The sequence below is a fragment of the Streptomyces coryli genome (assembly GCF_011044975.1).
GTDB classification, from domain to species: Bacteria; Actinomycetota; Actinomycetes; order Streptomycetales; family Streptomycetaceae; genus Streptomyces; species Streptomyces coryli.
Genome location: NZ_JAAKZV010000019.1, coordinates 37104 through 58127, shown reverse-complemented (window position 1 = coordinate 58127; position 21024 = coordinate 37104). Strand labels below are relative to the sequence as shown.

Sequence of the window (21024 nt, the reverse complement as noted above, 5' to 3'; positions counted from 1 at the left end):
CGGATGAGCACTGACGTCATTCTCATGTCCGACCCGCGGGTCACGTCGATTCCGGTGGCGGAGTGCGGTGCGCCGCTGGTGGATGTCCGGGATGCGGGGCTGCTGGTGAGCGACTACCGCGCCGATGCCGCGGCGGCCTTCGCGCGGCTGCGTACGGGCGTGGTGGAACGGCTGGTGGAGGCGGAGCGGAAGCTGCCGGACGGGCTGCGGCTGCTGTTCATCGAGGGGTATCGGCCGCCGGCGCTGCAGCGGCGGTATTTCGCGTCGTACGCCGCCGAGTTGCGGGCCGCGAATCCGGAGTGGCCGGAGGAGCGGGTGCACACGGCGGCGAGCCGCTACGTATCGCCGCCGGAGATCGCGCCGCACTCGGCGGGGGCGGCGGTGGACCTGACGCTGGCGGACGCGGACGGCGCGCAGCTCGACATGGGGACGCGGGTGAACGCCAATCCGGAGGAGAGCGAGGGGGCTTGCTACACGGCGGCTCCCAACATCGGGGCCGGGGCGCGGGAGAACCGGGAGCTGCTGGGGGCGGCGCTGGGTGGGGCCGGGCTGGTCAATTACGGGACCGAGTGGTGGCACTGGTCGTATGGCGATCGCTACTGGGCGCTGCACACGGGGGCGCCGGCGGCGCTGTACGGCGAGGTGGAGCTCAGCCCGGGAGGCTGAACTCGCGGCGGACTTCGGCGAGAAGGGCCGGGTAGGCGCTGCCGTACGTGGCGATGGCGTCGGACAGGGCGTCCAGCGCGGCGCGCAGCGGGTCGGGGTCGGCCGCATGCCGAAGCGCGGGGAACGCCATCGCCTGCTGGAGCACATTGCGCCGGCCGCCCTCGGGGAAGTCCACCAGGGTGTGCGGTATGCGCGGGTCGGTGTGGAAGCGGTTCCACAGCGGGGTGTCGTCCGGTTCGTCGAAAGGCGGCGGCAGCGGGCGTCCGGCCTCCAGGGCGGCGAGGGCGGGCGCGATCCAGGCGACATCCGTCAGCCCGGTCTCGGCGTAGGCGCGGCGGGCTGCCCAGCGCGCGAGCGCCCGCTGCACCTCCGGGCCGGCGTCGTCGATGGCGTGGGCGAGGGCGGGGTCCTCCCTGCGGATGGCGTGGACATTGCCGCGGACCTGGCGCAGGCGGTCGCTGGGCAGCCTGCCGCCCCAATCCCGCAGCTCCATCGCCTCGCGCCGGGCACGGGCGTCCCGCTCCTCCTTCTCCCGCTTGCGCTGCTCGATCTCGGCCCGCTGCTCGGGGGTCGGGGGCGGCGGCTCCCTGCGGGCCACGTCGTGCCAGTACGCGGCGGAGCGGGAGGTCTGTTTGATGATGGCGTCCGGTGCGGACGGCGCGGGCCAGAACTGCAGCAGATAGCGGTCCACGATGATGTCCTCTTCGAGGATCTCGAGTTCCCGCTCGCGGGCCTCGTCCATGGCGCGGGCGCAATAGCGGACGCGGTGGTCGGCCTCCGCAAGCGGGATGCGGCACAGCGGGCCGTCGCCCCAGGGCACCACGGACGTGGATGCCGAGGCCGGGTGGAAAGAGGCCTCGACGATCTCGTCCCAGGTGTCGTCCAGGGGCGGCTCGTGGTCGTGCACCTCGACCGCGAGGCCCACACCGCCCGTGTGCAGACCGGTGGTCAGGAAGAGGTGCCCGGGAACAGCGGCGCCGCACAGGCCGTTGCGCTGGCCCGCGCGGGTTTCCTCGAGCTCTCCGACGTCGGTGCGGCTCTCGACGTAGAACTGGCCGTACGCCACCTCCAGCACACCGTCGTACACCGTCTCCATGCCCCCGCCCCCTAGCGGCTCGGCTGCTACTCCCCTCGCGGCGCGTACATGATGACAGCCACCCCTGACAGACAGACCAGCGCGCCGATCACATCCCACCGGTCCGGCCGATAGCCGTCGAGAGCCATGCCCCACGCCAGCGACCCCGCGACGAAGACGCCCCCGTACGCCGCCAGGATCCGCCCGAAGTGGGCGTCCGGCTGCAGCGTCGCCGCGAAGCCGTAGACGCCCAGGGCCAGGACGCCCGCGCCGATCCATGCCCAGCCGCGGTGTTCGCGGACGCCCTGCCAGACCAGCCAGGCGCCGCCGATCTCGAAGAGGGCGGCGGCGAGGAAGAGGGCGATGGAGCGGGCTGCCATAGAAGGGGCCATGGGCGGCAGCCTACGTATCCTGGGCTTCTGTCCCCTTGCAGCACCCCGTCGCAGCACCCCCAGGAGTCCCCCATGCGCACCGCCGTCGTCACCGGAGCCAGCAGCGGCATCGGCGCCGCCACCGCACGGCAGCTCGCCGCGGCCGGGTACCGGGTGATTCTCACCGCCCGCCGGCTGGAGCGGCTCGAGGGGCTGGCCAAGGAGATCGGCGCGAACGCCGACGTGTACGCCCTCGACGTCACCGACCGGGCCGGCGTCGAGGAGTTCGCCGCCTCCCTCGACCGCTGCGACGTGCTCGTCAACAACGCCGGCGGCGCCCTCGGCACCGAGCCCGTCGCCGACGGGGACGTGCGCGACTGGCGGGCGATGTACGAGGTCAACGTCATCGGCGTCCTCAACGTCACCCAAGCCCTGCTCCCCAAACTGCGCGCCTCCGGCGACGGCACCGTCGTGATCGTCTCGTCCACCGCCGGGCTCACCCCGTACGAGGGCGGGGGCGGCTACGTCGCCGCCAAGCACGCCGTCCACTCCGTCGCCGGCACCCTGCGGCTCGAGCTGAACGGCGAGCCGGTCCGGGTGATCGAGATCGCGCCGGGGATGGTGAAGACCGAGGGCTTCGCGGTGACCCGGATGCGCGGCGACGAGGAGAAGGCGGCAGCCGTCTACGCGGGCGTCAGCGCCCCGCTCTCCTCCGACGACGTCGCCGACACCATCACCTGGGCGGTCACCCGCCCGTCGCACGTGAACGTCGATCTCCTCGTCGTCCGCCCGCGCGCCCAGGCCGCCAATCACAAGGTGCACCGCGAGGCGTAGCCTCGGATGGCGTGGAGCGCGTTGATCTCGGCGAAGTGCCGTACGAAGAGGCCCAGCAGGCGATGCGCGGCTGGGTCGGGGAGCGGCAGCGCGGGGAGGCCGGGGACCGGCTGTTTCTGCTGAGCCATCCGCCGGTGATCACGTACAGCGCGCATACGGGGGCCGATGAGCTGCCGTCCGGCGGGGACATCCCGCTCGTCGAGGTCGACCGGGGCGGGCACGCCACGTATCACGGGCCAGGACAGCTCATCGGCTATCTCATCGTCGGCGTGCGCGACCTCGGTCCCGGGGACTTCGTGCGGCGTACGGAGGTCGGGCTGATCAAGGCGCTCGACGGCCTCGGCTTCCCCGCCGTCCGCCGCGAGACCCCGCCCGGCGCGGACAGCCTGGTCGGGGTGTGGACGCCGGACGGTCGGCGGAAGCTGGTCTCGATCGGGATGCGGATCCGGGGCGGGGTCTCCAGCCACGGCTTCGCCCTCAATGTCGACCCCGACCTCGCGCCCTTCTCCACCTTCGCCGCCTGCCGGCTCCCGGAGGTCCCGATGACGTCCCTCGCCGAGCTGGCCGCCGAGGCCGGGCGGCCCGCGCCCGGTGAGGCGGAGGTGCGGGACGCGGTGGCGGCGGCGCTGACCGAGGAGCTAAAGCCCGCATAAGGGTAGGTGTGGGAGATCACTCATGATTCCGGCATAGCGGGAAACCGGCTGCCGGGCGTGCCTCGTCTTCCTGTACGACACTGTGCACAGAAAGGTGGGACGCGATCGTGAGCATCATCGCCTGGCTGATCCTGGGCCTCGTCGCCGGGGCGGTAGCGAAGTTCCTGCTGCCCGGGAAGGACGGCGGCGGCTGCATCGGCACCACGGCCATCGGCATCGCCGGCTCCTTCATCGGCGGCTGGGCGTCCGCCACCTTCCTCGACCGGCCGATCACCACCGGCTTCTACGACTCCGCCACCTGGCTTGCCGCCATCGCCGGCGCGATCGTCCTGCTGATCGTCTTCCGGGCGGTGTCACGCCGCTGAGCCGGCGGGCTCCGGTGCGTCCTGGAAGCGGGGCGCCTTCATGTGGACGACGCTGTCCTCCTTGTGGACGCGCTCATCGTGGCCGATCTGCCGCAGCAGGTCGGCCACCGTCGCGTAGTGGCCGTACTCCTCGGCGTACGTCGTCGGCGCCGGGGTGCGGTCCAGCTCCGGGTGCTCGGCCACGTAGGCCATGTACTCGTGCTCGGCGTGGTCCTCGAAGTCGGCGTTGAGGCGGTAGCTCCACTCCGGCTTCACCAGGAACAGCAGCCAGGAGACGTGGTAGTAGAAGAACGCCACCAGCCACGGCGCCAGCCGGTGCAGCAGGAACGACTGCTTGTGGCCGGCCCGCTGCACCAGGTCCTGCAGGATCAGCAGGTGCCACTGCTCGTTGTCCTGCTCCTCGCGGGTCTCCGCGATCCGCTCGTGGACCCGCTTGGCGAGCGCCGAGCGGCGGCGGACGCGGGCGAGGGCGTGGTAGCCCATGCGCTCCCAGGCCTGGTACGGGACCCGGGCGATGAACTCCAGCATCGTGAACTTCACCAGCGTGCGCTCCTTCCCGTAGACCAGGTCCATCTGCTTGAAGAGCGCGCGGGCGAGCAGGCCGTAACGCAGCCGGGGGGTGTTGAGGGTCTCCAGCTGGGCGAGGCGGAGGCGGTCGGCGGAGAGCTTGGGCGGGGCGCCGGCGTGCGGCTTGGGGGTCGTGTCCGGGGTGATGAGTGTGGTGGTCATCGGTCCGTCCTCTTCCGGGAGTTGAGTTGAGGTGACGGATCGATCGTGCTGGCGGGAGGGGGTGCGGCGCGTCGGGTGGCGGGAGGCAGTGCGGCTACGTCGGCGGGAGCAGGGCGCGGTGTCCGGCGTCAGACCTGCCCAGTACGAGCGCGCCGGCGAGGCCGTCCGGAACCGGGTGCGGGTGGACGCCGAGGGCGGCCGTACGGGCGGTGAAGCGGGAGAGCAGCGGGCCGGCCGGGCCGAGCAGGCCGCCCGTCGTGACCAGGGGTTCGCCGGGTTCCGGGCGCAGAGTGGTGAGGGATTCCAGGAGCCGGTTCGCGGCCTCGTCGAGGAGGGCGGCGGCGACGTCGTCCCCCTCCTCCGCGGTGCGTACGACGACGGGGCAGAGCGACGCGAGGCGCGGGGGCGGGTCGTGGGCCACGGCGGCGTCGATCAGGTGGAGGCGCAAGTCCGCCGCGGGAAGGTCCGGTTGGGAGCCCGTCGCCGCCACGAGGGTGCGGACGAGGGCGGTGGGCGGGCCGCTGCCGTCCAGGGCGCGGACGGCGGCGCGCAGGCCGCGGCGGGCGATCCAGAAGCCGCTGCCCTCATCGCCGAGCAGCCAGCCGTGGCCGTCGACGGCGGCGACCTGCAGCCCGCCGCGGATCCGGGCCGCGGCCGCGCCCGTACCGGCGACGACGACGAGGCCGTCGCGCGGGCCGCCGGGGCCCGCGGCGAGGGCGATCTCGATGTCGCCGGTGATCCGCACCGCGGCGCCGGTCACGCCGCAGCGGCGCAGCGCCGTGGCGAGGGCGGCGCGGGCGGCGCGGCTGCCCGGGTCGTCGGGCTCCGGGTCGGCGGCGGACGGGCTGCGGGCACCCGCGAAGCCGGCCGCCAATGCCCGTACATCACCGGCGTGTTGCGGCGGGCAGACGGCGGCGATCGCCTCGGTCAGGTGGTCGGCGAGGGCGGCCTCCGTTACGGAGCGGGGGTTGCCCGCGCCCGAGGCGGCGGTGGCCAGCACGCCCTCGGGGGAGGCGAGGGCGGCGCGCAACCGGGTGCCGCCGGCGTCTATGCCGATCACGAGACTCATGGAGAATGTTGCTCCAGCCAAGGCGTTGGGAGAGACATGACAGACCGGAACGACGGTATCGGAGCGGACAGTTACGCCGCGGCCGCTCTGGCCGCACTGCGCAAGGTGGACGGCGAACAGCGCGAGGCCGTGCTCGCCGCGGCCGCGCTCTTCGCCGGCGCGCTGCGGAAGGACGGCGTGGTCCAGGCCTTCGGCACCGGCCACTCGGAGGCGCTCGCCACCGAGATATCGGGCCGGGCGGGCGGCTTCGTACCGACGAACAAGGTCGCCCTGCGCGACTTCGTGCTCCGCGGCGGCGAGCCGCCGGAGTTCCTCGGCGACTCGCACCTGGAGCGCGACCCGGCGACCGCCCGGCGGCTGTACGAGCTGACCGCCCCGCGCCCGCAGGACCTGTGGGTGATCGCCTCCAACTCCGGCATCAACGGCGCGATCGTGGAGATGGCCGCGGTGGTGAAGGAGCACGGCCACCCGCTGATCGCGATCACCTCGGCGGCGCACGGCGAACAGGCGGTCTCCCGGCACCCGTCGGGCAAGCGGCTGCCGGACTTCGCGGACGTGGTGCTGGACAACGGCGCCCCCTTCGGCGACTCCCTGCTGGAGCTGCCGGGCGGCGGCACCGCCTGCGCGATCTCGTCGATCACGGGCGCCTTCCTGGTCCAGCAGATCGTCGCCGAAACGATCCGGCTGCTGCTGGCGGCGGGGGTGAAGCCGCCGGTGTACCTGTCGGCGAACATCCCGGCGGGGGATGCCCACAACAAGGAGCTGGAGGCGCGGTACGAGGGGCGGATCCGGCGGGGGGCGTAGGCCGGCCTGTTAGAGGACGGCGACCCCCAACGGCCGTTCGCCCGCCGGGAGTCGGCGGGTGTCGCCCGAGTCGAGGTCGACGACCGTGATGCCGTTCCAGTAGCCGTCGCGGGTGAAGCCGCCGGTGACGTAGGCGGTCCGGCCGTCGGGGGAGGCGGCGACGTCCTCGTGCGGGCCGTCGAGGGGGATGACCTTTTCCTTGCCGTCCGGGGCGCGGACGGTGAGCGACGGGCCCTTGTCCTCGGCCGGGTCGATCGGTCCGGTGCCGACGGCCAGCAGGGTGCCGTCGTCGGTCAACGCCACGCCGTGCTGGTGGGTGTTGGCGGTCATCTTCTCGATCCGGGACGCGCCGGTCTCCGGGTCGAGGACGACCAGCCGCTCGCCCTCGAAGGGGAACAGCAGCTTGCCGTCCGCCGGGCGGACCACCGCGTAGTGCGGCTTCAGCCAGCCGCCGAGGCCGCCGGCGGTGCCGTACGGGGCGACCTCGATGCGGCGGGTCTTCATGCTGCCCGCCTGTACGACGGTGACGTCGTACGAGTCGTGGCCGGTGGCGTACACCTCGTCGCCGTCCGGCGAGACGTCCACGTCGAACGGGCGGCGGCCGACGTCCGCGGTGCCGGTGACCTTCAGGGTGCGGGTGTCGATGGACTCGACGGTGCCGTTGCCACCGGGGCGGTTGACGCCGACGTAGGCGTGTTTGCCGTCGGGGGCGAGGGCGATGCCCATGCCGCCGCCGCGGTATTCGCCGTGCGTGGGCCGCCCGAGGCCGCCGGTCTCGTACGCGATCCGGCCCACTCGCTCGCGGGTCTCGGTGTCGACGACCGTGACGCCCTCGGCCGTGGCGACCCAGGCGCGGCCGTCGTCGCCGACGACCAGGCCGTACGGGGCGGTGCCGACCTTCACGGAGTCGTACGCGCCCTTGTCGGGGTCGATGAAGGTGACGGTGTCGGCGCCGAAGTCGGCTACGAGGAGGGTGCCTTCCGGCGAGCGATCGGCCTGCTCGGCCGCCTTCTTGCTCGGAGTCGCGCTGCTAGGAGCTGGGGCCGCGTCCTGCTGCTGGGCGGAGCACCCGGCCAGCAGCAGGACCGCCGCGGCCGCGGCGGCCGGCGCCGCGCGCCTCACCGTACGGCCCGGAGCAGACCCGCGATCTCGTCGAAGCCGCGCCGCTCGGCGTGCTGGAGCGGGGTGACGCCGTCGCTGTCGGGCAGGTGGGGGGTGGCGCCGGCGACGATCAGCAGCTCGACGATCTCCTGGTGGGCGCGGCCGCCGTCGCCGAGGATGACCGCCTCCAGGAGGGCGGTCCAGCCGAGGCGGTTGACGTGGTCCACGTCGATGTCGGTCTCGCGGAGCACGGCGCGGACGTAGTCCACGTGGCCGCGCTCGCTGGCCGGGATGAGGGAGATGCCGCCGAAGCGGTTGGTGACCTTCAGGTCGGGGCCCGCCGGGAGCAGCGCGCGCATCATGGCGACGCTGCCGGTGACGCCGGTGACCAGCCACGCGCTGTCGTCGCGGTCGTCCTGGGCGTTGACGTCGGCGCCGGCCGCGACCAGCGCCTCGGCGGCGGCCAGGTGGTCGCCGAGCGCGGCGAGCAGCAGCGGGGTGCGGCGGTTCGCGTCGCGGGCCTCCACGGAGGCGCCCGCGGCGAGGGCCGTACGCACGGCGTCGGCGTCGCCGAAGTCCGCGGCTTCCAGAAGGGCGCGGTCGTGGGCCTTCATGGTCGGCTCCTTCGGCTCCAGCAGGCGGAAGAACATGGGGGAAGGGGGTGTGACAGGTCCGGCGGCGCACGAGATGGGGGGATCCGTACGCCGCCGGGGCCTGGTTCTACCGGTTCGGGACATCAGCGCTCGGCGCGGTCCCGGAGCCGGGCAGAAGTCACTTGCTCAGCGCGTCGACGCCGGCCTGGGCGAACTTCTCGTCCTGGTCGCCGGACGGGGCGCCGGCCACGCCGATGCCCGCGACCGGGGCGTCCTTGACGGTGACCGGGGCGCCACCGGCGAGGAACAGGGTGCCGGGGATGTCCTTCAGCGTCGGGGCCTTCTCCAGGCGCTTGGTCAGCTCGGAGGTCGGGGCGTTCCAGGAGACGGCGGTGAACGCCTTCTTCTCGGAGGCCTCGTACGACTGCGGGCCCGCACCGTCGCCGCGCATGGTGAGGATGGTGTTGCCGTTGCGGTCGACGACGGAGACGGAGACGCGCTGGTTCTCCTTCTTCGCGGCGTCCAGGGCGGCGTTCGCGGCCTTGGTGGCGGCCTCGATGGTGAGGTGCGTCGAGGAGGTGGTGTTCTTGGCCGCGGCGTTGCCGGGCTTCGCGGCCGGGGCGTCGGCGGCGTTCGCGGTGACGGCGCCGGCACCGCCGACGGCGATGGCGGCGACGAGGGCGCTGCCGGTGACGATGCGGGCGCGCTTCGAGATCTGCTTCTTCATGAGGGTTCAGCTCCAGGTGCTCGGGAGGGGGGACGGGTCGGAGGCCGTTTCCTGCCGTCCCGCTCTGATATCCATCCTGGGGCCGCAACCAGGGCCAACCCGTCGTCGTACTGGGCAAACCCGGCGTGCGGGACGGATGAGGCAAACGTCAGCCGATCGGTTGACCTGGGGTGGGTCTTACGTCCCGTCCTGTGACCGTTTCCGCAGGTCAGCGCGTGCAGAGCGGCAGCCCGCCGGGCTTGCCGAGCTCGCGGGGGAGGATGCGGATGCCGGGCAGCCAGAGCCGCTTCCCGGCGTGGTCGACGCGGTACCAGATGCTGCTGTGCCGCCCCTTCTCGTCCGTCACCACCACGCCGTCGGTGATCCGGCAGTCGGCGCTGAGCCGCTGGTCGTCCCAGACGCGGGCGCCGCGGTTGTCGGCGCTGTAGGGGAGATACGGGTCCTTGGCGAGGCCCAGGGAGCAGTCGGCGGGGCGGGTGTCCTTGTGCTGGCAGGACTGGACGACGTTGTGGACGGTGACGGGGCGGCGGGGGGTCTCCGCGTTCTCGGGGCCGGTGATCCAGAAGCCGATCGCGATGGCCGCCGCCACGCCCACGACGAGCGGCACGACGGCCAGGCGCCGGAATCGCGTGCGCGGACCGGGCTCGCCCGGCTGCGGCCGCGGCTCCGCCGGGGTGGCGGCGGGCCCCGGCGACGCCGCCCGCCCCAGCAGCGCCGTCAGCTCACCGAGCACCGCGTCCCCGCGCTCCCGCCCCGCCGGATGCAGCTCGCACCACAGCCGCAGCACGGCGACGTCCGGAAGCCCCTCACCGCGCAGATACCGGGACAGCGTGGAGCGGCTGACGGGGAGCCGGGCCTCCAGCTCGGAGAGGCTGAGGCCCGTCTCCTCGTACAGCGAGCGCAGCGCGGTGGCGAACTCCCGCTGCCCGGACGGCAGATGGGCGGGCAGCTCGGCCAGCGCCTTGCGGCGGCCCGGCGGCGGGGGCACGGGCTCCGGCTGGGTCTTCACTGGTCTGCGAAGCACGCGCGCTATTGCAGCACAGGTGTGCCATCCGCGTCAGGGGTACGCGGGGCTGCACTCCTGCCCCAGCCGCTCCAGCGCCGCCGCCACCGGGAGCGGCCCGACCTGCTCACCACCGCGTACCCGCAGCGAGACCTCGTCCGCCGCCGCCTCCCGCGGTCCGACGACCGCCTGGTACGGGACCAGCCGCCCCGCCCGGATCCTGGCCCCGAGGGTGCCGCGGTCAGGCGCGACCAGCTCGGCGCGCAGACCGGCCTCGACGCAGCGCCGTACGAGCTTGGCGCCCGCGTCGACCTGCTCGTCGCCCAGCGGCAGGACGGCCAGCTGCACCGGCGCCAGCCACGCGGGGAACCGGCCCTGGTGCGCCTCGATCAGGTGCGCCACCGCCCGCTCCACGCTGCCGATGATCGCCCGGTGCACCATCACCGGGCGGTGCCGCCCGCCGTCCGCGCCGACGTATTCGAGCCCGAAGACCTCCGGCTGATGGAAGTCCAGCTGCACGGTCGACAGGGTCGATTCCCTTCCGGCCGCGTCGACGACCTGGACGTCGATCTTCGGCCCGTAGAAGGCGGCCTCGTCGGGCCCGTCCTCGTACGCGACTCCCGAGGCGTCCAGGACCTCCCGCAGCAGCGGGACGGACCGCTCCCACAGCTCCGGCTTGTCGACGTACTTGCCGCCGGGCCCCGGCAGCGACAGCCGGTAGCGGGCGGGGACGATCCCCATCGCCTCGTACGCCGCCCGGATCAGCCCGAGCGCCGCCCGCGCCTCCTCCGCCACCTGCTCCAGCGTGCAGAAGACATGCGCGTCATTGAGCTGGATGGCACGCACCCTGGTCAGGCCGCCCAGCACGCCGGACAGCTCGGACCGGTACATGCCGCCGAGCTCGGACATCCGCAGCGGCAGCTCGCGGTAACTGTGCTCGCGGGAGCGGTAGATGACCGCGTGGTGCGGGCAGAGGCTGGGGCGCAGCACCATCTGCTCGTCGCCGGAAAGCTCCATCGCCGGGTACATGTCGTCGCTGTAGTGCTGCCAGTGCCCCGACAGCTCGTACAGCTCGCGCTTCCCGAGCACCGGCGAGTACACCCGCTGATACCCGGCTCTCCGCTCCGCCTCCGCGATGTAATCCTCCAGCGCCTGCCGCACGGCGGCCCCCGCGGGCAGCCAGTACGGCAGCCCCGCCCCGATCAGCGGATCGCTGCCGAACAGCCCGAGCTCCCGCCCGAGCCGGCGATGGTCCTTGATCTCTCCCATGGGAGTGCTCCTCATCTCATACGGGGCGGAGCACTCACGGAGCCGAACACGACGAAGCCCCGGGGCACTCGCCCCGGGGCTTCGTCGTCTCTAAGACATCGATCAGCGCGCCGGGACTGGCTCCGGCGTCGTCGTGCTCATCGCTGCGCGCTGCATCATGCGTCCATCGTAACCAGGCCAGGGAAGCTCCCGCGAGGGCATTTCGTCACGCCTCCCGCGGCCCCGTCCAGTCCGCCAGCGCCGTCTCGATCCCGCGGGTGTCCGCCGCATCGCCGGCCCAGGCCGCATAGCCGTCGGGGCGGACCAGGATCGCCGGTCCCGTCCGGCCGTTCGCGCGGCCGGCCGCCACCACCCGGTCCTCGCGGCCCGCCGCCCCGGCGTCCGCGCCCACCAGCACGAACTTCCGCTCCCGCAGCGCCTCGTACAGCCGTCCCTCCGCCAGCGGCAGGTCCGGCACCCGGTGGCCGGCCAGGCGGTGGGCGCCGGACGGGGCCGGGTAGACGTAGCCGACGCCGGAGATCTGGCCCGCCACCCGCATGCTCACCGGCTTCGCCACGTTCAGCGCCGTTGCGACCGCCGCGCGGGCCGCGATCGTCCACGGGCGTGAGGCCATCGCCAGGCGGACCATGCCGCCGCTGCTGCGGAGCACCGCCTTGCCGACCGGGTGGCGCTCGGACTCGTACGAATGCAGCAGGTCAGGGCCGCCGTGCAGCGCGGACGCCAGCTTCCAGCTCAGGTTCGCGGCGTCCTGCAGGCCCGTGTTCATGCCCTGGCCGCCCGCGGGCGTGTGGACGTGGGCCGCGTCGCCGGCGAGGAAGGCGCGGCCGACGCGATACGACGGGGCCTGCCGCTCGTCGCTGTGGAAGCGGGACATCCAGCGGGCGTCGTGCATGCCGAAGTCGCGGCCGAGGGCGGTGTGCGCGACGGCCTTGATCTCGTCGAGGTCGAGCGGCTCGGACTCCGGGACGTTGCGGCGGCGGTCCCAGCCGATCACCCGGTGGTAGCCGTCGTCGAAGGGGGCGATGAAGCAGAAGGCGTTGCCGCGGGCGCCGACGGTGAGCAGCGTGGGCGGGGGCTCGGCGAGCTTCACGTCGGCCAGCACGACGGAGCGGATCACCGACTTGCCGGGGAAGGGGAGGCCGATCGCCTCGCGGATGCGGCTGTGCAGGCCGTCGGTGCCGACGGCGTACGCGGCCGGGTACGTCTCGCCGCCGGCCGTCTCGACCACGATCCGGTCGGCGTTCTGCGTCAGGCCGGTGACCTCGGTGTCGTACGAGAGCCGCACGCCCAGCTTCTCGGCCCGGTGCAGCAGCACCTTCTCGACCTCGTACTGGGGCAGCACGAGCACGTAATTGAAGCGGGACGGCAGCTTCGACAGGTCCAGGTTGAGGTGCTTGAAGGCTTGCAGGCCGGGGAGCTGCTTGCCCTTGGCGACCAGTTCGTCGGCCAGGCCGCGGGCGTCGAGCTGCTCCAGGGAGCGGGCGTGCAGGACGAAGGCGCGGGAGAGATTGCTGATCTCGCGGCGGCGCTTCTCGAGCAGGGTGACCTCGATGCCGGCCTCGGCGAGGTCGCCGGCGAGCAGTAACCCGGTGGGCCCGGCCCCCACGACTACGACGCTGCGGTTACCGTTCACACGTGCCTCCCGTGCCGGTCGGATGATCGATGCCCGGAAACATAGCGGAGGCGAGCGCGGCTACTGATCGGTAAAGAGCGGGAGTTCGCATGTACTTGGTGACAGGAGCCACCGGCAACGTCGGCCGCGAGGTCGTCCGCGCGCTGCTCGACCGCGGGGCGCCGGTGCGCGCCCTGACCCGTACCGGCGACGCGGCCGGGCTGCCGAAGGGCGCCGAGGCCGTCGCCGGCGACCTCAACGACCCGGCGTCGCTGGCCCCGGCGCTGGCCGGCGTCCGCGGCGTCTTCTTTCTGCCCGGATACGCCGATATGCCCGGGCTGTTGGCGGCGGCGAAGGGCGCCGGCGTCGAGCGCGTGGTGCAGCTGTCCGGGCGCTCGGCGGCGACCGGGGACATGACCAATGCCGTGACGGCGTACATGGTCCGTACCGAAGAAGCGGTCCGGGCCGCAGGGCTGCCGTGGACGATCATCCGGCCGAGCGCCTTCGACGCCAATGCGCTGCGCTGGCTGCCGCAGCTGCGGGCCGGTGACGTGCTGCGGCTGCCGTTCGCCGGGGTGCCGATCGCTTCCATCGACCCGTACGACATCGGTGAGGTGGCGGCCGTGGCGCTGCTGGCGGACGGGCACGACGGCAGGGTCTACGACCTGTCAGGACCCGAGCCGCTGCTGCCCGCCGACCAGGTGCGCATCCTCGGCGAGACGCTCGGGTGCGAGCTGCGCTTCGAGGCGCAGCCGGACGCCGAGGCGCGGGCGGAGATGGAGGCGGCGATGCCGAAGGAGTATGTGGACGCCTTCTTCCGCTTCTACGTGGACGGGGACCTGGACGAGTCGCCGGTGCTGCCGACCGTGCGCGAGGTGACCGGGCGCGACCCGCGGACCTTCGCGCAGTGGGCGCGGGCGCACGCGGGGGACTTCGCGTCGTGACGGTGTCCCTGGTGACCGGCGGCAACCGCGGGATCGGGCGGGAGGTCTGCCGGCAGCTGGCGGAGCGCGGGCACACGGTGGTGCTGACCGCGCGCGGGCCCGGCGCGGCGGAGAAGGCGGCGGCCGAGCTGGGCGGTGACGTGCACGGGGTGGTGCTGGACGTCACGGACGCGGGCAGCGCGGCGGCGGCCGCATCCCAAGTGCGCGATCGCTTCGGCGGCCTCGACGTGCTGGTCAACAACGCGGCGATCTCGTACGACACGTGGCAGCGGCCCGCGACCGCCGATCTGGAGGTGGTGGCGGGCGCGCTGGACACGAACGTGCTCGGCCCGTGGCGGATGGTGCAGGCCTTCCTGCCGCTGCTGCGCGCCTCCGCGCACCCGCGGATCGTGAACGTCAGCAGCGAGGTCGGCGCGATCGGCTCGCTCGGTGCGAGCACGCCCGCGTACAGCACGTCGAAGGTCGCGCTGAACGCGCTGACCGTCATGCTCGCCGCCGATCTGCGCGGCGACGGCGTGCTGGTCAACGCCGTGTGCCCCGGCTGGGTCGCGACCGACATGGGCGGCGCGGGCGGGCGGCCGGTGGCGGCGGGGGCGGCGAGCGTGGTGTGGGCGGCCGTGCTCGCGGACGGCGGGCCGACGGGCGGCTTCTTCCGGGACGGGCAGCGGCTGGACTGGTAGTCCGCGGGTCCGTTATGAGCAGTCCGTTACGAGCAGTTCGTGCAGGTCAGTGGTGCTTGTCAGTCGGGCCCGCTAGTTTTTCCGGCAGACCGCGATGAATTCCGGCGGTCGTGCCGGTCCATACGTACATGAGCATTGCGCAGCGCACTCAGGGCGAACGGGAAGGGGCCACTGCCATGGCGGAGAAGGTAGCGATCGAGGACTTTCCGCAGGCCGCGGACCCGTTCCGGCGGGAGCTGCTCGCGCACTGCTATCGCATGCTCGGGTCGGTGCACGACGCCGAGGACCTGGTGCAGGAGACGTATCTGCGGGCCTGGAAGGCGTATGACCGCTTCGAGGGCAGATCGAGCCTGCGCACCTGGCTGCACACCATCGCCACGCGCGCGTGCCTGACCGCGCTCGAGTCGCGCGGCAAGCGCCCCCTGCCCACCGGGCTCGGCGCGCCCGCCGCCAACCCGTCCGAGCAGGTCGTCGAGGCCGGCGAGGTGCCGTGGCTGGAGCCGATCCCGGACGCGATGGTGGGCTCGGCCGGCGGGGACTCCACCGACCCGGCGTCGATCGTCGGCTCCAAGGAGTCGATCCGGCTCGCCTTCATCGCCGCGCTGCAGTATCTGCCGCCGAAGCAGCGCGCGGTGCTGATCCTGCGCGACGTGCTGAAGTGGAAGGCCGCGGAGGTCGCCGAGCTGCTCGACACGAGCACCGCGTCGGTCAACAGCGCCCTGCAGCGCGCGCACGCCCAGATCGCCAAGATGGCGCCGCAGGAGGACGCGGTCAACGAGCCGACCGACGCCGCTCAGCGCGAGGTGCTGGACAAGTGGGTGGACGCGTTCGAGCGCAAGGACGTCAAGCTGCTCACCCAGCTCTTCACCGAGGACGCCGTCTGGGAGATGCCCCCGTTCCCGGGTTGGTACCAGGGCCCGGAGGCCATCGGCACCCTCATCGAGTCCCAGTGCCCGGCGGGCCCCGGCGACATGCGGCTGCGGATCAGCTCCGCCAACGGCCAGCTCGCCTTCGGCCTGTACCTGCGCAACAAGGGCGAGACCGGCGACTTCCGCCCGTGGCAGTACCAGGTGCTGGAGCTCGACGCGGACGGCCAGGTCACCCACTGCGCCGCCTTCTTCGACGAGCGGCTCTTCACGGACGCCGGCCTGCCGGCCACGCTGCCCGCCGATGAGCCGACGCGATGAATTCTGGGGGCGAGTGCGATGACGCGTCCGCGGTGGCGCTGCTGACCGCCGGAGTAAGCCTGCTGGAGCGCGGCCTCGGGTACGCCCTGGGCAATCTGAGCCTGGTCACCCCGGCCACCCTGGCCAACCCGACGCCCTGCGCCGACTGGGACCTGCGCGGCCTGCTGCTGCATCTCGACGACTCCCTCGGCGCGCTCTGCGAAGCCGCGGCCGCGGGCACCATCGCGGTCGGCTCGGCCCGCCCGCCGATAGCCCCCGCCGCCTCGGCGGACCCGGTCGCGGCGGTACGGGCCAGGGGGCGCATGCTGCTGGGGCTGTGGAGCGGCTCGGACGCGAACGACCGGGAGACGATCTCCGTCGGCGGTACGCCTTTAACCGCCGCCATCGTGACCAGCACCGGCGCGATCGAGACGGCGGTGCACGGCTGGGACATCGCCCGGGCCTGCGGCGCGGACCGGCCGCTGCCGGAGGCGCTGGCGGAGGAACTGCTGGAGCTGGCCCCGCTGTTCGTCTCGGCGGCGGACCGGCCGGTGCGGTTCGCGCTGCCGCGCGAGGCGGGGGTGGAGGCCGGGTCCGGGGAGCGGCTGCTGGCGTTTTTGGGGCGGGATCCTTACGGGTGGCCGTAGGTGACGGGTCCGCGGCGTGGTGCGGAATGCCGCTGCCGTGGCGGGTGTTGATGCTGCGGACTCGTCTCCATCGACCGTAGAGGATCCGCCGTGGCCGACGCCGTACTCTCCGACGCCCTGAAGAAGCATCTCGACGACACCAACGCCTTCGCCACCGTGGCGACGCTGCAGCCCGACGGCCGTGCGCACCTGACCGTCGTCTGGATCACCCGCGAGGGCGACGACCTGCTCTTCTCCACCACGGCCACCCGCCAGCAGGGCCGGAACGCGGCCCGTGACGAGCGCGTCACCGTGCTCATCCAGCCGCCGGACTCCCCGTATGCCTACGCCGAGGTCCGGGGCACGGCCACGGTCACGCCGGACACCGACCACACCTTCGTCAATCAGGTCGCGCGGAAGTTCACGGGCAAGGACTACGCCGACTTCAACCCCGCGTCGGTGAGCGACGGCGAGCGCGTGATCGTGCGCGTCACGCCGGATAAGGTCACCGGTCGGCTCTGATCCGCAGCTTGGACTGCCCGTGCGGCATGGCCTCCCAGTCCGCCATCAGTTCGGCGGACAGGCCGTGCCGGGCGGCGAGCGCGGCCAGGGTCTCGGTGCGGTAGTAGAAGTCCTCGCGCAGCACGTGGTGTTCGCGGCCCTCGGTGCGGTCGAAGGTGAGATCGAAGAACCCGCCGGGGGCCAGGATCCGGCCGACGTGCTCGAAGCACTCCTCGATGACCTCCAGCGGGGTGTGCGAGAAGACGCTGTGCGCGTGGATCACCGTGAAGTGGTCCGCGGGCAGGAAGTCGAAGCTGAGGTTGTCGGTCAGCGTCAGATGCGGCAGCCGGTCCTGCAGGCCGTAGCGGACGACCGTGTCCTTGGCGGAGAGCAGGATGTGCGGGGAGATGTCGATGCCGTAGTAGTGGCCCGGCTCGAGGTAGCGCATGAGGCGCCAGCCGGCGCGGAGGTTGCCGCAGCCGATCTCCAGCAGCCGGTCCGCGGGCTTGAGCCCGTGCGCGAGCAGGTACTCGTACTGCCACTTCCCGATCCGCAGCCACGCCTCCCGCGACGACGTCGGCCCGCCCACCGCGGACTCCGCGCTCCGCTCGGAGTCGGAGGCCATCACGGCGCGGTAGTACGCCACGTGGTCGCGGCCGTAGCGGGCCCGCAGCATGGCGTCGCGCAGGCTGCGGCGGGCATAGCGGGGCACCCGGCCGGGGCGGCGGAGCGCGTAGGCCGCCTTGTAGAGGAGCCGGGAGCGGTCGCGGGAGGGGGCGGTTCTCGCCATGGCTTCATCGTGTTCCCTTGGCGTTCACCCGGAAACCCCCTGTCAGCCCGTGTCGCGCCCCGTTCCCGTGTACCGGCCCGGCGACGCCCCGACCGCGCCGGTGAAGTCCCGTACGAAATGCGCCTGGTCGGCATAGCCGAGGTCGGCGGCCAGGCCGGCCCAGTCGACCGTGCCGCCTGCGTCCGCTCGGGTGGCGGCCTCGTGTAGCCGGGCGCGGCGCAGCACCCACTTCGGGCTCGCGCCGACGTATTCGGCGAAGAGCCGCTGCAGCGTACGCACCGTGACCCCGAACTCCGCGGCCAGCTGGTCCACCCGGAACAGCTGCGGCTGCGCCGTCACCCGCTCCACCGCCGCCGCGATCCGCACCGCCTGCGGATCGGGGGCGTCCGGCAGTCGCGGCACCAGGAACTCCTCGGCGATCGCCACCATGGCGGCCCCGCCGCCTGCGCCGCTGTCGGCCCCGCTCCCGGCCCCGCTGCCTGTCCCGCTCCCGGCGCCGAGCACGGCCCGCGACACGTCCTCGACCTCGGGGCCGAAGAACTCCGCCGCCGGCACCCGCCGGTCGGCCAGCTCCGCCACCGGCCCGCCCGCGAAGCCGCGGAAGCCGCCCGGCCGGAACCGGACCCCGAGCACCTGCCCGCGCCCGTACAGCTCGCGCACGAAGAGCCCGCGGTCCACGCCGTAGACGAGTGGGCCCGGCTCCTCGAAGACCAGGTGGACATTCGGGTGGGAGAGCACCTTCGCCTCGTACGGGCCGGTGCCCGGGACCTGCCAGGTGACGTGCCAGTAGTACTCGACGAAGGGCGCGGCGGCCGGGCCCGGCTCGTAGCGGTGCAGCGTCGCGTAGTTCTCCTGCTCCTCGGGGTGCAGCACCCCGCGCCCGCGCTCGCCGCCTCCGCCGCCCATGCGCTCACGATAGCTGTCGCGTTTGTTCAAGACCGGGGATCACCCCAGGTCATAGCGTCGAGGACATGAAGAACGACATCTACCCGCACATGCAAGCAGCCGCCGCCGAAGCGTCCCGCATCGCCCGCGGCGTCGACCCCACGCTCCCGATGACCACCCCCACCCACTGCCCGGAGTGGGACCTTGGCGCCCTGCTCAACCACTGGATCCTCTACAGCTCCCACGGCCTGGAACACCGCGCCCTGCGCAAGCAGCTCCCCGAGGACCTCACCAAGCGCGACTTCGCCGCCGAGCCCGGCTGGGCCGGGGCCTACGCCGCTCAGCTGGACCGCGCCGTGGCCGCCTGGGCGGACCCGGCGGCCTGGGAGGGCGAGGTCGATACGGGCTTCGCGAAGATGGACGCGTCCGTGATCGCGGCGCTGGTGGTGAAGGAGCTGGCCGTCCACGGCTGGGACGTCGCCCGGGTCACCGGCCAGGAGCTGCGACTGCCGGAGGCGACGGGCGAGTTCATCCTGGGCGTGGTGGCGGAGCACGCGGAGATCTACCGCCAGTACGACGGCTTCGCCGAGCCGGTCCCCGTGGCGGACGACGCGCCTGCGCTCGAGCGCGCGCTGGCGCTGTCGGGGAGAGATCCGCGGGGCCGCTGACATCTGCTGACATCTGAGCAAGCGCTTAGTACGCTCGCGTTCATGGACGCGTTCTACGAGCGGGTGGCCGACGACCGGTTCCTGTCCACCCCGTACACGACCGGCCCCTGGGACGTCGGCGCCCAGCACGCCGGCCCGCCCGCCGCGCTGCTCGCGCTCGCCGCGGAGGAGGCGGCGGGGCGGCGCGACGAGCTGCGGGTCGCCCGCGCCACGTATGAGATCCAGCGCCCCGTCCCGGTGGCTCCCCTGACGGTCAGCACCCGCATCCTGCGCGACGGCCGCAGCATCCAGCTCGTCGAGGCCACGCTGAGCCCCGACGACGGGCGGGAGGTGATGCGCGTGACGGTGCTGCGCGCACGGACGTCGCCCGACTCGGCGCCGACCGTGCTGTCAGGACCCGAGGTGGCAGGGCCGGAGGGCGCGAAGGACGACGGCTTCTTCCCGGTGCCCTGGGAGCAGGGCTACCACACCGCGATGGAGGTCCGCTTCACCGCCGGATCGTTCCGCGAACTCGGCCCCGCCACCGCCTGGTTCCGGACCCGCGTCCCGCTGATCGCGGGCGAGGAGACCACCCCGCTCACCCGCGTCCTGCTCGCCGCCGACTCGGGCAACGGCATCAGCGGCGCCATCGACTTCACCCGCTACGTCTTCGTCAACGCCGACCTCACGGTCAACCTCCACCGCCACCCCCAGGGCGAATGGGTCTGCGTGGACGCCAGGACCAGCGTGGACGGCTCGGGCATCGGACTGGCGGAGTCGGGCCTGCATGACGAGAAGGGGCCGCTGGGGCGGGGGTCACAGACGCTGTATGTGGCTCCGCGTCCGAAGGGCTGAGGAAACGGCGGGACAGGGGACGGTCAGTCGTCGTCAATGTCCTCATGCAGGCGCCTGGCCAGGTCGTCGGCCCACTGCTGAGCCCAGGCCCGCAGGGCGGCGATGGTGTCGTCGTCGAGGCCGTACGCGGCGAAGTAGGGGTCGTCGATCCACTCCGCGCCCGCCAGATTGGCCTGCAGGTCCTCGAGCTCGAAGCGGTCCCGGGCGTGGCGGCGGCCGAACTCTTCCAGATCGGCGGTGGACCAGCGGCGTGAGAAGGCGTAGGCGTCAATGAGGTCGCGCGGGGCGCGCCGGTCGGCCAGGGCACGGATCTTGGTGCCGATGACGTCTTCCTCCGCCAGGACCGGCCCGACGGAGGTCTCCACGGCCGGACGCCAGAAGATCTCCTTCAGGATGTCGACCTCACACTCCTGCTCCGTGACGGGATCGGTCACGGTGAAGCGAGCCGACAGCGGCGCCGTCTCCAGCATCGCGACCTGCCACCCCTTCTTTTCCAGACCTGCGCACACCGTGTCGGCGATCTCGGTCATGGGGGCGGGGTTCTCGGTGGCCAAGTCGAGGTCCTGGCTGGGGCGCTCCAGCAGGCGATGTGCCTGGACGGCGTAACCGCCGGTCAGGACGAGTGGGTACGGTGCGCCGATGGCCAGGACGTCCGCCAGGAGCCGGGCGTGCAGCTCCGGCAGTTTCACGCCGCGGCTCCGGAGGCGTCGGCCTGCGCGGCCAGCTCCGGGAAGGCGTCCTCCCACACGGTGCGTACGTTGCGGCCCACCAAGGTGCGCAGCACCGGCCACAGCGTCAGCAGCAGCTCGCGATTGAGGAAGGCGACGAGGTCGTCGTGCAGCCCTTCGTGCAGCACCGTGCAGTACAGCAGCATGCGCTGGCGCGGCAGGTCCAGGTCGTAGGAGGTCAGGCCCGACCAGGCCACATGGAGCGGCAGTTGCACCACGCCGTGCTCGGGACCGCGCAGCTCATCCAGCGCGTGGGGCAGCCGCTGCGCGAACTTCGCTCGGTACAACTCCACATCGCTGTGTGCGTGCGTCATGCGTCGATTATCCCGGA

At 72.9% G+C, this 21024-nt stretch carries 26 protein-coding genes; 12 read left to right on the top strand and 14 right to left on the bottom strand.

Features of this window, described 5'->3' with window-relative positions:
• Window positions 1–3 precede the first annotated feature (3 nt).
• Window positions 4–666, top strand: coding sequence for a M15 family metallopeptidase (locus G5C51_RS07385; protein ID WP_165233646.1), 663 nt, complete (start codon window positions 4–6; stop codon window positions 664–666).
• Here the strand turns inward: G5C51_RS07385 and G5C51_RS07380 are convergent.
• Entirely contained in the window at window positions 650–1762 is a 1113-nt protein-coding gene (locus G5C51_RS07380) for a hypothetical protein (RefSeq protein WP_165233643.1), read from the bottom strand. The genes G5C51_RS07385 and G5C51_RS07380 overlap by 17 nt on opposite strands.
• 26 nt (window positions 1763–1788) lie before the next feature.
• Complete coding sequence (locus G5C51_RS07375) at window positions 1789–2133, bottom strand: YnfA family protein (protein WP_240929449.1); 345 nt, start codon at window positions 2131–2133, stop codon at window positions 1789–1791.
• Window positions 2134–2205: 72 nt separating this feature from the next.
• On the opposite strand from G5C51_RS07375, the gene G5C51_RS07370 reads away from it, so the two are divergent.
• From G5C51_RS07370 to G5C51_RS07360, 3 genes are all read left to right on the top strand, one after another.
• Complete coding sequence (locus tag G5C51_RS07370) at window positions 2206–2946, top strand: SDR family NAD(P)-dependent oxidoreductase (RefSeq protein WP_165233640.1); 741 nt, start codon at window positions 2206–2208, stop codon at window positions 2944–2946.
• A gap of 11 nt (window positions 2947–2957) precedes the next feature.
• Window positions 2958–3599, top strand: a complete 642-nt coding sequence (gene lipB / locus G5C51_RS07365; RefSeq protein ID WP_338118044.1) for a lipoyl(octanoyl) transferase LipB — start codon at window positions 2958–2960, stop codon at window positions 3597–3599.
• Between the two features lie 107 nt (window positions 3600–3706).
• Window positions 3707–3964, top strand: coding sequence for a GlsB/YeaQ/YmgE family stress response membrane protein (locus G5C51_RS07360; protein WP_165233637.1), 258 nt, complete (start codon window positions 3707–3709; stop codon window positions 3962–3964).
• On the opposite strand, the gene G5C51_RS07355 is transcribed toward G5C51_RS07360, so the two are convergent.
• Complete coding sequence (locus G5C51_RS07355; RefSeq protein ID WP_165233634.1) at window positions 3953–4693, bottom strand: alternative oxidase; 741 nt, start codon at window positions 4691–4693, stop codon at window positions 3953–3955. The two genes, G5C51_RS07360 and G5C51_RS07355, sit on opposite strands and share 12 nt — an antisense overlap.
• A gap of 94 nt (window positions 4694–4787) precedes the next feature.
• Window positions 4788–5762 carry an N-acetylglucosamine kinase gene (locus tag G5C51_RS07350; RefSeq protein ID WP_165233631.1) on the bottom strand — a complete coding sequence of 325 codons (975 nt, stop codon included), beginning with the start codon at window positions 5760–5762 and terminating at the stop codon, window positions 4788–4790.
• Between the two features lie 36 nt (window positions 5763–5798).
• Between G5C51_RS07350 and G5C51_RS07345 the strand changes: the two genes are divergently transcribed.
• The gene (locus G5C51_RS07345; RefSeq protein ID WP_165233628.1) at window positions 5799–6566 is read left to right on the top strand and encodes a sugar isomerase domain-containing protein; all 768 of its coding nucleotides are present in this window, start codon (window positions 5799–5801) and stop codon (window positions 6564–6566) included.
• Window positions 6567–6575: 9 nt separating this feature from the next.
• Here G5C51_RS07345 and G5C51_RS07340 read toward each other — a convergent pair whose 3' ends face one another.
• From G5C51_RS07340 to G5C51_RS07315, 6 genes are all read right to left on the bottom strand, one after another.
• Window positions 6576–7688 carry a YncE family protein gene (locus G5C51_RS07340; protein ID WP_165233625.1) on the bottom strand — a complete coding sequence of 371 codons (1113 nt, stop codon included), beginning with the start codon at window positions 7686–7688 and terminating at the stop codon, window positions 6576–6578.
• On the bottom strand, window positions 7685–8281 hold the full coding sequence (locus G5C51_RS07335) for an ankyrin repeat domain-containing protein (protein ID WP_165233680.1): 597 nt from the start codon (window positions 8279–8281) through the stop codon (window positions 7685–7687). The genes G5C51_RS07340 and G5C51_RS07335 overlap by 4 nt, the downstream gene beginning before the upstream one ends.
• 157 nt (window positions 8282–8438) lie before the next feature.
• The gene (locus G5C51_RS07330) at window positions 8439–8987 is read right to left on the bottom strand and encodes a GlcG/HbpS family heme-binding protein (RefSeq protein WP_165233622.1); all 549 of its coding nucleotides are present in this window, start codon (window positions 8985–8987) and stop codon (window positions 8439–8441) included.
• A 208-nt stretch (window positions 8988–9195) separates the two neighbouring features.
• Complete coding sequence (locus G5C51_RS07325; RefSeq protein WP_338118042.1) at window positions 9196–10011, bottom strand: helix-turn-helix domain-containing protein; 816 nt, start codon at window positions 10009–10011, stop codon at window positions 9196–9198.
• 33 nt (window positions 10012–10044) lie between these two features.
• Entirely contained in the window at window positions 10045–11250 is a 1206-nt protein-coding gene (gene thrS / locus G5C51_RS07320; RefSeq protein WP_165233674.1) for a threonine--tRNA ligase, read from the bottom strand.
• Between the two features lie 214 nt (window positions 11251–11464).
• Window positions 11465–12892, bottom strand: a complete 1428-nt coding sequence (locus tag G5C51_RS07315) for an FAD-dependent monooxygenase (protein ID WP_165233619.1) — start codon at window positions 12890–12892, stop codon at window positions 11465–11467.
• Window positions 12893–12981: 89 nt separating this feature from the next.
• Here G5C51_RS07315 and G5C51_RS07310 point away from each other — a divergent pair, with 89 nt between their 5' ends.
• The 5 genes from G5C51_RS07310 (at window position 12982) to G5C51_RS07290 (ending at window position 16809) form a co-directional block, all read left to right on the top strand.
• Window positions 12982–13815, top strand: a complete 834-nt coding sequence (locus G5C51_RS07310; protein ID WP_165233616.1) for an SDR family oxidoreductase — start codon at window positions 12982–12984, stop codon at window positions 13813–13815.
• Window positions 13812–14495, top strand: coding sequence for an SDR family NAD(P)-dependent oxidoreductase (locus tag G5C51_RS07305; RefSeq protein ID WP_338118041.1), 684 nt, complete (start codon window positions 13812–13814; stop codon window positions 14493–14495). The genes G5C51_RS07310 and G5C51_RS07305 overlap by 4 nt, the downstream gene beginning before the upstream one ends.
• Window positions 14496–14623: 128 nt before the next feature.
• Complete coding sequence (locus tag G5C51_RS07300; RefSeq protein WP_165233610.1) at window positions 14624–15682, top strand: sigma-70 family RNA polymerase sigma factor; 1059 nt, start codon at window positions 14624–14626, stop codon at window positions 15680–15682.
• The gene (locus G5C51_RS07295; protein ID WP_165233607.1) at window positions 15679–16308 is read left to right on the top strand and encodes a TIGR03086 family metal-binding protein; all 630 of its coding nucleotides are present in this window, start codon (window positions 15679–15681) and stop codon (window positions 16306–16308) included. Before G5C51_RS07300 ends, G5C51_RS07295 begins: the two co-directional genes overlap by 4 nt.
• 90 nt (window positions 16309–16398) lie before the next feature.
• Entirely contained in the window at window positions 16399–16809 is a 411-nt protein-coding gene (locus G5C51_RS07290; RefSeq protein WP_165233605.1) for a TIGR03618 family F420-dependent PPOX class oxidoreductase, read from the top strand.
• Here G5C51_RS07290 and G5C51_RS07285 read toward each other — a convergent pair.
• Both G5C51_RS07285 and G5C51_RS07280 read right to left on the bottom strand, forming a co-directional pair.
• Complete coding sequence (locus G5C51_RS07285; RefSeq protein WP_165233602.1) at window positions 16793–17578, bottom strand: class I SAM-dependent methyltransferase; 786 nt, start codon at window positions 17576–17578, stop codon at window positions 16793–16795. The two genes, G5C51_RS07290 and G5C51_RS07285, sit on opposite strands and share 17 nt — an antisense overlap.
• Window positions 17579–17620: 42 nt before the next feature.
• Window positions 17621–18484, bottom strand: coding sequence for a helix-turn-helix domain-containing protein (locus tag G5C51_RS07280; RefSeq protein WP_165233599.1), 864 nt, complete (start codon window positions 18482–18484; stop codon window positions 17621–17623).
• A 65-nt stretch (window positions 18485–18549) separates the two neighbouring features.
• Here G5C51_RS07280 and G5C51_RS07275 point away from each other — a divergent pair, with 65 nt between their 5' ends.
• Both G5C51_RS07275 and G5C51_RS07270 read left to right on the top strand, forming a co-directional pair.
• Window positions 18550–19131 (top strand): TIGR03086 family metal-binding protein, encoded by a 582-nt coding sequence (locus tag G5C51_RS07275; RefSeq protein ID WP_165233596.1) that lies wholly within the window; start codon window positions 18550–18552, stop codon window positions 19129–19131.
• A 42-nt stretch (window positions 19132–19173) separates the two neighbouring features.
• Window positions 19174–19965, top strand: coding sequence for a thioesterase family protein (locus G5C51_RS07270; RefSeq protein WP_165233593.1), 792 nt, complete (start codon window positions 19174–19176; stop codon window positions 19963–19965).
• Between the two features lie 23 nt (window positions 19966–19988).
• On the opposite strand, the gene G5C51_RS07265 is transcribed toward G5C51_RS07270, so the two are convergent.
• Both G5C51_RS07265 and G5C51_RS07260 read right to left on the bottom strand, forming a co-directional pair.
• Window positions 19989–20654, bottom strand: coding sequence for a nucleotidyl transferase AbiEii/AbiGii toxin family protein (locus tag G5C51_RS07265; RefSeq protein ID WP_165233590.1), 666 nt, complete (start codon window positions 20652–20654; stop codon window positions 19989–19991).
• Window positions 20651–21007: a hypothetical protein gene (locus tag G5C51_RS07260; protein ID WP_165233587.1), complete on the bottom strand. Its 357-nt coding sequence runs from the start codon at window positions 21005–21007 to the stop codon at window positions 20651–20653. Before G5C51_RS07260 ends, G5C51_RS07265 begins: the two co-directional genes overlap by 4 nt.
• Window positions 21008–21024 lie beyond the last annotated feature (17 nt).